The organism is Roseicella aerolata, assembly GCF_020523605.1.
Classification (GTDB): Bacteria; Pseudomonadota; Alphaproteobacteria; order Acetobacterales; family Acetobacteraceae; genus Paracraurococcus; species Paracraurococcus aerolatus.
Window position 1 is genome coordinate 1 of record NZ_JAJAQI010000086.1, and the last position, 8,775, is coordinate 8,775.

An 8,775-nucleotide genomic window follows, 5' to 3' on the forward strand; every position below is an offset into this window, starting at 1 on the left:
CTTTACGCCGCCGTTCGCTCTGTCGTCGGCACCGCCGCGCGGCGCGGCATCGGCGCCTTTCAGGCTATCCAAACCACCCTACAGGGCGAGTCCGTCCTCGCCCCGGGTTGAGCAGGTACCCGGCCGGCGCTGCAGGTCTCCCGCTCGGCCAGCTGCACCGCTGCCGACCGCGCTGGCGATCGCGTAAGTGGCACCCAGTGTCAAAGCTCCTGTGGCGGCGCCGCTGCGCCAATCCGGGAGCACACCATGATGCCTCCAGGCTTGGGAAAGTCAGGCGCAAGTCATGACAGTACTGCTTGCTCCTGGTAGCCCGATCCGGTTTCGGTTTTCCTATCTCATCGATGCCGCATCGCTTCGCGCATCGCTCCCGGTCGGAAGTGGACCATATTTCCCGGCATAATCTGTGTTCTATGGTGCGACGAGAGTGCACCGCCTGCCGAATCACCGTGCCGGCTCGGAACGTCTTGGCTGCCAGGCCCCCCGGATACCCATGACCGAAGCACGCCAAGAAAACCGGTGAGAAGCCCTACTGTCTTGACCTTGGGCCTGAAAATTTTCAGGCCCAAAAGCCCATTTACTTCACTTGGGTGATTCGGTACTTGTCCGATATGAAATCGTTAAAAGTAGAAACAGTTGGCGCGCCAACTGGCGCGCCCGCCCGAGGAGCTTGAACACCGACGTTCCACGAAGGCCAAGCCGGCAGCGTAGCCCAGCGGCGGCTACCTTTTTATCTATGGTACCTGAACTGCGGGTTCCCGGCCGGACGCGTGCACCGCCGCGACGACGGCGCGCCAGTGAGAGCGGACAGTTCCTTCGCTCCGATCAGCCGCAGCGGCCACGGCAGCCTGCGTGGGACGGCGGCCCTGGTCGGCAAGGCTGCGAGCGACAGCGACGAGGACAGCCAGCGTCGCATCCCGCCGGCTGGCTGCGGCCTTGGCCTGACCCGCGGCCTGGCGAGTGCGACGCTCCTGGTCCGTAAGGCAGGGAGCACGCAAAGCCCGTGGCCGGTAGTTGCGCCAGGTCCAGCCTGCCACGCTTCTCGCCGTCGCAGCGACACGCCACTCGCCCGTCCTGCCATCGGGGAGCAGCCGCAGCGCCTCGGCAATCAGTTCCTGGCACAACCCGTCCTCCGTGCCGTTCTCCTGGTCACGGAGCCAAACGACGCGGTGGCGGGCCAAGGCGCTCAGGCGCCGGAACAGCACGTTCGACTGCCCGGCCACGGCCGGATCGGGATGGTCCGCGACCAGCGTTGCGCTCTCCTCGTGCCTGGCCCCCTCCAGCCGCGCCCGTGCGCCGTGGAGGTCGAGCGCCGGGGCCAGCGCCTCCAGGCCGGCCGCGCCGTCGCGGGTGTCCGGCATCAGCGTGTAGGGCGCCTCAGCCAGGATCCCATGGTCCCAGAGCGGCGAGAGCGGGTTCTTCATGTGGAGCGCGTTGCTGCGGCCGCCGGGGTCGGCGCCGATCGGCAGCAGCCCCGCCGTCAGGCCATCCAGCACGGCCTGCCACAACCGCCTGGGCTCCCGTCCGCCCTTGTCGGTGAATGCCACGGGGTGCTCGAGCAGCCAGATCAGGTGCGGGTTGAGCAGCCGTCCCGCCGGGTCGAGATAGCCGACCGCGAGGTTCGGCAGGGGGACGCCACAGGCTGCCACCGCCGCCGCGAGTGCGGCGAAGCCGCCGGCAAAGGCGTGATCCAGCTCGACCCGCAGGACGCGCCGCATGGCCCGCACGGTCGTGACATAGGCGCTGTCGAGGGCCAGCAGCTTCTGGCCGACCTGGTCCACCCTGGCCTTGGTGTCGCCGGTCCGCAGCCGGGTGGCACGCGGCGTGCTGGCGACGAACAGCCTGAGCAGGGGATGCTCTTCTGAAACCAGTCCGGCATAGCTGAATGCTGCCCGAGGGTAGGCTGGGTTGCCGGCCACCGCGCCGCCGGGCCAGCGATAGCCCAGGCTCAGACGGCTCCGCACGTCAGCCTGCAACTGGGCGTGCCGTGCCCGACGCTGTTCGACCAGGACCGGTTCCGAGCCAGCACGCCAGAGCTGCTTGGCATCGGGGTCACCGCTCCGGGCGAGGAAGGTGATGAACTGCCAAAGGCTGAGAGTGAAGCCCGGCCTTTGCCGCGCCTCGGCGTGGCGGGCCTCGATGCGCGCCTGTGCCATGGCAAGCTCGGCCTCGCTCGCAGCCAGCGCCGCCGCCGACGGCTCCCGTCGGCGCGCCCGGCGACGCTGACGGCGTTCCTGCTTCTGGCGGCGCTTTTCCTGGTAGGTGGCGGCGAAGTCAGCCCCCCACTCGGCGCCACCGATGGGAGCGCCGACATCTCCTGGTCTGGTCAGAATGGTCAAGCTGCGCGCCTCGCTGGCCGCAGCAGGGCCAGTGCTGAAATCCAGTGGGGACCGGACGCCCCGGTGAGGCGGAGGCCCGAATCGGAACCCGTAATGCAGGACCAGCTAGCGGTGGCCTACGGTGGTTGTAAACGGGAAAGTTATTCCGGATCTCGAGAGTGCATCGACAGGCCAGCGTCCCTGGCTCGTGGCGCAAGCCGGGGCGGGCCCGACCGGTAGACCACCAAGATAGACACCTTCAGCCGCGCACCCACCAGCCTCGCAACTCCATTGCCGACGCCTGCTGAACCGTTGGTGACGCCGTGCTCACACGCCGATCTTCGGGCGGCCGCCCCAGCCCTTTCCCTATCGCCGCCTTATGCGGCGGGGACAGGAACACCCAATGGGCCGTGGCAAATCCGGGCAGCAGGACTCATTCCAGACCTCTTTGGAAAATAACGGGATTGGTTCACCCCGGGTAAGTGCCCTGGAAGGTAAGGTTCGGGTTATAGTCTCTGGTGCGAACAGGACACGGTCCGCGAGGGTGTTGCTGTCCGCTGTCGTCACCTGGCTTAGTATTACCATGCCGGCCATCGCCGGACGCGTGCGCGGCTAACGAGATCCTGCTGGGGAGACGCGGCCCATGAAACCGCTGCAAGGCATTCGGGTCCTCGACTTCTCCAAAGTCCTGGCTGGCCCGCTCTGCGGTCAGTGGTTGGGGGATCTCGGCGCCGATGTGGTGAAAATCGAGCCGCCCGGGACTGGCGACGATACCCGCGGCTGGCCTCCCTTCCGTGAGGGGCCCGGTGTTCGTGCTGGCGCGGTCTTCCTCAGTGCCAATCGGAACAAGCGCAGCCTGGCGCTGGACCTGAAGACTGAGACCGGGCAGCAAGCGGCACGGCGGATGGCGGCCGAGGCCGATGTGGTGATTGAGAGCTACGCCACCGGCGTCGCCGAACGTCTTGGCATCGGCGCGGAGCAGCTCTGCGCCACTAATCCGCGGCTGATCCATTGCAGCATCTCCGGCTTCGGCCGCACCGGGCCGCTCGCTAAAGGCCTTGGCTATGACGTCATCCTGCAAGCCTTCAGTGGTATCATGGCCATGACCGGAGAGCGCGGGGGCGGGCCGATCCGCAGCCCCTTCTCACCGATCGACCAAAGCACGGGGATGCACGCCTTTTCCGGCATCCTCGCCGCATTGCTCGAGCGAGGGCGGACTGGCAAGGGCTGCCGGCTGGAGGTCTCGCTGTTCGAGACCGCGGCGGCGCTGCTCAGCTACTCCCTGCAGATTTACTGGGAAAAGGGTATGCTGCCGGAGAAATCCGGCTCCGGTCATGAATCTCTCTGCCCCTACCAGGCCTTTGAGGCCGCGGATCGTCCGGTGCTGATCGGCATCGCCAGCGACAATCTCTGGCGACGCTTCACCGCCGGAATCGGCCGGCCGGAACTGGCGGAGGATCCGCGCTTCCGCACCAATGCCGACCGGGTGCGGCACTTCGCCGAGACGGTAACGCTAGTGCAGGAGATCGTCCGCACCCGCACGACTGACGAATGGGTCGAGTTCTGCGGTCACACCGGCATACCCTGTGCCGCCATTAATACGCTCGCCGATCTTCTGGCGCATCCGCATACGGCGGCGCGCGGGATCGTGCTGGGCTACGAGCATCCCACGCTCGGCCTGCTGAAGACCTTGGCGCAGCCCATCCAGTTCAACGGGGAGAGGCGCAAGGTGACTTCGCCCCCTCCGCTGCTGGGCGAGCATTCGGCGGAGGTGCTGGCGAGCTTCGGCTTTGCCCCGGCGGAGATTGCGGCGCTGCGTGAGGCCGGTGCGCTCGGGGAGCGCGACGGCGCCTAGCGCCCGCCCCATGGGATCCGGCGAGGTGCCATGCCCGGTTTGCAGCCCGTCCGTTTCGCCGCAGGATCTGCGCATGGCCAGCCTCTCCCGCCGCGCGACGCTCGCCGCGCTTGCCTCCACCGCCCTACCGCTGCCTGCCCTCGCACAGCAGGCCTGGCCCGCGCGCGCAATCCGCGTCGTCGTGCCCTTCCCGCCCGGTCAGGCGACGGACATCATGGCGCGGCTGCTGGCCGAGCGGTTGTCTGAGCGCCTCGGCCAATCCATCGTCATCGACAATCGTGGCGGCGGCGCCTCTATCCCGGGCATGGAGACGATCGCCCGCGCCGTGCCGGACGGCTACACGCTGGGCCTGGCTTCCTCCGGCCCACTTGCCATCAATCCGGCGGTGATTAGCCAGCTCCCCTATGACGTAGTGAAGGATTTCGTCCCGATCGCGCTGGTCTTTACCACGCCGCTGATCGCGGTCGCGCATCCCAGCCTCGACATTCCCGATCTCGCCGCGCTGGTGACGCGGGCGAAGGCTGCCCCGGGCGGCATCGACTACGCCTCCGGCGGACCCGGCAGCAGCCTGCACCTGGCGGCGGAGGCCTTCGCCCAGGCCGCCGGCATCCGGCTGACGCACATCCCCTATCGGGGCTCCGCCCCGGCTATGGCGGATCTCATCGCAGGCAATGTGAAGCTGATGTTTGACAGCTTGGCCGCAGCGCTGCCGCATATCCGCGCCGGCCGCGTGTGTGCGCTCGGCGTTACCTCGCCGGCGCGGATGCCGCAGGTGCCGGAGGTGCCGACAGTTGCGGAGGCTGCCAACCTGCCGGGCTTCGAGGCTTTCGGCTGGGCCGGGCTGATCGCCCCGGCCAATGCCCCAGCGCCGATCGTGGCGCGGCTGTCCGAGGAGACGCTCGCTATTGTGCGAAGCCCAGCCATCGTCGCGCGTATCGAGGAACTCGGCGGCGCGCCGGCATCGCTACCACCCGATGCCTTCGCGCGCTTCATCCAGGATGAGGTCCGGAAATGGCGCTCCGTCGCGCAGGCCGGGAATGTACGGCTCGACTGAGCCCGCCTCAAATGGATGGGGGCAGATGATCCCGGCCGCGCGGATACTGTACCACCACCACCTCCAGCCCCGCCTTGCCCGCCATTACCACAAAGGGCGTCTCCTCCGGTCCCACGAAGCCGCAGGAGAGCGCGGGGAGGCATGCGCCGTCCGGGGTGTGTATCGCCCCGGCGGTGACTACCCAGAACTGCCCGTCGCCCGTCGCCGGGTCGGGCCCCCGCAGCATTGCGTCGGGCGGCAGCCGATGGCGCCAAGCGCCGAGGCCATCCGGAGCCTCGGGCAGTAGTGCCTCCGCTATCGCCGCCTCTGGCACGGGGCCGCCTGCCAGCACTGGCTCGGCCACCGCCTCGCGGTAGCGGCGGCGCACGCCCTTCAGCGCCTCCCGTGCTGCCGGGAGATAGCGCGCGCCGCGGTCATAGCCGTTGCGGAGCGTCAGGTACTGCAACCCCTCCTCCCCTGCCGCGATCGGACCGTAGGAAGAGTAGGCATTACTGTAGTGCACCGCGATGGGGCGCAGCATGTGCCTGCCCAGCACGCCGCTTCCAGCGACGACGATCTGGAACTGGTTCGATTCATGGAAGTGCGCCTGCACTACGGAGCCGGGCGGCTGCTCCACAAGGAAGGCCATTGGATAGACCTCCTCCGGCCGTGGCAATTGCTGCGCATCGCCATCGGCCAGGTAGCGATTGCTGCCGATAAAGGTAGTGAGATGGGCGGAGACGCCGTTGGAGACGATGGAGCGGCGGCTGCGCCGCGCCTGCTCGCCGGTTGCCAGCACTGCCATGTCGTTCCTCTCCCTCAGGCTGCCGCCGCAACCGCCGGCGCCAGCAGGCGGCCGAGCCCTGCCAGGAAGGCGTCCGGCGCGGGCACCTGACCGCCGGCCGCCGCATGGCGAACCAGACAATCGGCGATCTTCGCCTCCATCTCCGCCTGTGTGGCCGGCCGTGCCGGCGAGCCGGGGATGGCGGCAGCGCGGCCTTCGACCACCTGGCTGCCGTGTCGGACCTCCAGCCGCGCTTGGCCATGCTCCAGGCCCTGGCTGCCGTCCTCCAGCACTTGCTCCTCGACGACCGTGACCCGCGTCATACCGGCCGCGGCCCAGGGCCGGGCCACCGCTGCGTCCTCGAAATCGGCGAGGCCCACACTGCCCTGCCAGAGTGCGACGACAACGGCGTATTCGGCGGAGAACTTTGCCTCCAGCCCCGTGCGCGGCAGAGCCTTGCGCAGTGGCTGCATGCCGCCGGTCGGGACGTATTAGGGTGAGGGCCGCCTCCGCCGGCGGCGGGCCGCCCCACTGCGCCCGGGCGTCCAGCGCAGCGGCGATCAGCCGGTGGGTCGCGTAGCAGCAGGGGTAGAGCTTGCGTGCGATGCTGCCCGGCCGCGCATCCAACGCCACCGTTGCCCCGCGCTTGGTCGCGCCGGGATCGCCGCCATAGAGGTCGAGGAAGCCGCCCGAGGCAAAGATGTCGCCATCGGCTGTCAGGCCAGCGGCGGCCAGGGTCGCGGCCCGGACCGCAGCGGCGGCAGCGAAGCCAGCCTGGGCAGGTTTGGCCATGGCGCCGAAATTCCGCTGCAGCCCGCCCGCCTGCGCCGCGGAAAATGCCAGGGCGTGCCGCGTCGCCGCGCGGTCGAGGCCCATGAGATGTGCCAGCGCCGCTGCCCCGGCGAGCGGCCCAATAGTGGAGGTCGCGTGCCAGCCACGGCGATAATGCGCAAAGCCCAAGGCGCGGCCGAGCGCTGCATTGACTGCGATGCCGATAGCGAAAGCTGGCGCTAGGCGGGATGGCCGACGGCCGCTCGCTACCTGCTCCGCCAGCAGCGCTGGCACCAGCACGACAGAGGGATGTGTCGTGCTGTCCAAATGGACATCGTCGTAATCAAGGGCATGGCCGGCCGTTGCGGTAATGAGCGCGGCATGCTCGGCGGTCGGAGCCATGCCGCCATCCAGCAGTGGCACGCTGCCGCCGCGCCAAGCATCCGCCACGGCCCGCGCCACCGGCTCCTGCCAGCCGGCGTGGGCGCATGCCAGGGTATCGGCAAAGGCGAGAAGCACCTCCTCCCGGTCCGCGGCGGTGAGCGCGAGGGGATGCGCGACCAGGTCGCAGATGCGCTCCGTCAAGCCGGTAGGCATGGCTTATTTTCCTTGCTCCCTGGTCCCGGACTATGTCTGGCCATGTGCAGCCCGACAAGGCGGGCGACCGACTTGTCGGGGACAGGGGACCGACCCTAGGCTGCCCGCCAAGCACCGAGGGAGGAAACGCATGCGGCCGGGACGCGATGGAGGCGGAGCGCGCTGGCGTTTCTGCGGCGCCTGGCTGGCCGCCGCGCTACTGCTGACACCGGTGGCCCGAGCCGAGACTGCCGCCGACTATCCCTCTCGCCCGGTGACCGTCACCGTCTGCTTTCCGCCAGGCGCCAGCACGGATGCGATCGCCCGGCGCGTCGGCGAGCGGCTGGCGGCAAGCCTCGGCCGCCCCGTCGTGACGGAGAACCGCGGTGGCGCCGGCGGCAACATCGCCGCCTCCTACATCGCCAAGGCACCGCCGGACGGGCATAGCCTGCTCTTCTGCGCCACCTCTGGCCTGGTCATCGCTGCGGCGGCGCGCCGCGCGTTGGACTTCGACCCGCAACGAGATCTGGCACCGGTCGCCCCGGTGGGCGCGCTGACCGTACTGCTGATCACCCGTCCCTCCCTGCCCGTGACCTCCGTCCAGGAACTCCTCGCCCATGCCCGTGCCAATCCTGGACGGGTGAACTTCGCCAGCATCGGCGTCGGCAGTTCCTTCCACCTCGCGCTGGAGCAGATCAACGCCAAGGCCGGTGTCGCCATGACGCACATTCCTTTCCGCGGCGGCGGTCAGGCAGTGCCGGAACTGCTGGCCGGGCGACTGGACGCCATGTTCGCCTCCTGGTCACTGGCCCAGACGCATGTACAGGCAGGCAGCGTGCGGCCGCTGGCGGTGGCAGGAGAGGCACGCTTCGACACGCTACCCGAGGTCCCGACGCTGGCTGAAGCCGGCCTGCCGGGCATCTGGCTGCAAGAAGGCCTTGGCTTCTTTGTCCCGGCCGGCACGCCGCAGCCCATCATCGCCCGTCTGAATGCCGAGATCACCCGGATCATCACGGAGCCGGCAATGCGCGACTGGCTGCTCTCTCAGGGCGTGCCGCCCACCCCGGAGCCACCGGAAGCCTTCCAGGCCAGACTGCAGGAGGGCGTAACGGTGCTGCGGGAAGTAATCCAGCGCCTCGACCTGAAACTGGATTGAGCAGGATGATTGCCGCCAAGCTGGTGCACGTCCGGGCCCGCAACACACAGCCCCGTTTGCAAGGTTCTGCCTCTTCTTCCAGGCCAAACCAGCAAAAGCAGATACTTCCCCAGCACCGGAAACCCGCAGAACACCGCCATCTTTAGCCTATTTCACGGCTGACGAGGTACCTGCTCAACCCGGGGCGAGGACGGACTCGCCCTGTAGGGTGGTTTGGATAGCCTGAAAGGCGCCGATGCCGCGCCGCGCGGCGGTGCCGACGACAGAGCGAACGGCGGCGTAAAG

At 68.7% G+C, this 8,775-nt stretch carries 6 protein-coding genes and 1 pseudogene; 3 read left to right on the forward strand and 4 right to left on the reverse strand.

Annotated features, from left to right (window positions below):
* Positions 1–731 precede the first annotated feature (731 nt).
* Entirely contained in the window at positions 732–2,336 is a 1,605-nt protein-coding gene (locus LHA35_RS26970; protein WP_226614218.1) for a replication initiation protein, read from the reverse strand.
* A 622-nt stretch (positions 2,337–2,958) separates the two neighbouring features.
* Between LHA35_RS26970 and LHA35_RS26975 the strand changes: the two genes are divergently transcribed.
* Both LHA35_RS26975 and LHA35_RS26980 read left to right on the forward strand, forming a co-directional pair.
* Positions 2,959–4,170 carry a CaiB/BaiF CoA transferase family protein gene (locus tag LHA35_RS26975; RefSeq protein WP_226614220.1) on the forward strand — a complete coding sequence of 404 codons (1,212 nt, stop codon included), beginning with the start codon at positions 2,959–2,961 and terminating at the stop codon, positions 4,168–4,170.
* A 73-nt stretch (positions 4,171–4,243) separates the two neighbouring features.
* Entirely contained in the window at positions 4,244–5,224 is a 981-nt protein-coding gene (locus tag LHA35_RS26980) for a Bug family tripartite tricarboxylate transporter substrate binding protein (RefSeq protein WP_226614222.1), read from the forward strand.
* A 7-nt stretch (positions 5,225–5,231) separates the two neighbouring features.
* Here LHA35_RS26980 and LHA35_RS26985 read toward each other — a convergent pair whose 3' ends face one another.
* From LHA35_RS26985 to LHA35_RS29140, 3 genes and pseudogenes are all read right to left on the reverse strand, one after another.
* On the reverse strand, positions 5,232–6,008 hold the full coding sequence (locus LHA35_RS26985; protein ID WP_226614228.1) for a hypothetical protein: 777 nt from the start codon (positions 6,006–6,008) through the stop codon (positions 5,232–5,234).
* A 14-nt stretch (positions 6,009–6,022) separates the two neighbouring features.
* The gene (locus tag LHA35_RS26990) at positions 6,023–6,460 is read right to left on the reverse strand and encodes an MmgE/PrpD family protein (protein ID WP_226614226.1); all 438 of its coding nucleotides are present in this window, start codon (positions 6,458–6,460) and stop codon (positions 6,023–6,025) included.
* A 199-nt stretch (positions 6,461–6,659) separates the two neighbouring features.
* Positions 6,660–7,355 (reverse strand): annotated as a pseudogene (locus LHA35_RS29140) (MmgE/PrpD family protein); the annotation flags it as partial.
* A 130-nt stretch (positions 7,356–7,485) separates the two neighbouring features.
* Here LHA35_RS29140 and LHA35_RS27000 point away from each other — a divergent pair.
* Positions 7,486–8,490: a Bug family tripartite tricarboxylate transporter substrate binding protein gene (locus LHA35_RS27000; RefSeq protein ID WP_226614224.1), complete on the forward strand. Its 1,005-nt coding sequence runs from the start codon at positions 7,486–7,488 to the stop codon at positions 8,488–8,490.
* Positions 8,491–8,775 lie beyond the last annotated feature (285 nt).

What these genes read in the sequence shown, in the direction of transcription:
- LHA35_RS26975 (WP_226614220.1), top strand. Translation starts at nt 2,959, where the DNA reads ATGAAACCGCTGCAAGGCATTCGGGTCCTCGACTTCTCCAAAGTCCTG.
- LHA35_RS26980 (WP_226614222.1), top strand. Translation starts at nt 4,244, where the DNA reads ATGGCCAGCCTCTCCCGCCGCGCGACGCTCGCCGCGCTTGCCTCCACC.
- LHA35_RS26985 (WP_226614228.1), bottom strand. Translation starts at nt 6,008, where the DNA reads ATGGCAGTGCTGGCAACCGGCGAGCAGGCGCGGCGCAGCCGCCGCTCC.
- LHA35_RS26990 (WP_226614226.1), bottom strand. Translation starts at nt 6,460, where the DNA reads ATGCAGCCACTGCGCAAGGCTCTGCCGCGCACGGGGCTGGAGGCAAAG.
- LHA35_RS27000 (WP_226614224.1), top strand. Translation starts at nt 7,486, where the DNA reads ATGCGGCCGGGACGCGATGGAGGCGGAGCGCGCTGGCGTTTCTGCGGC.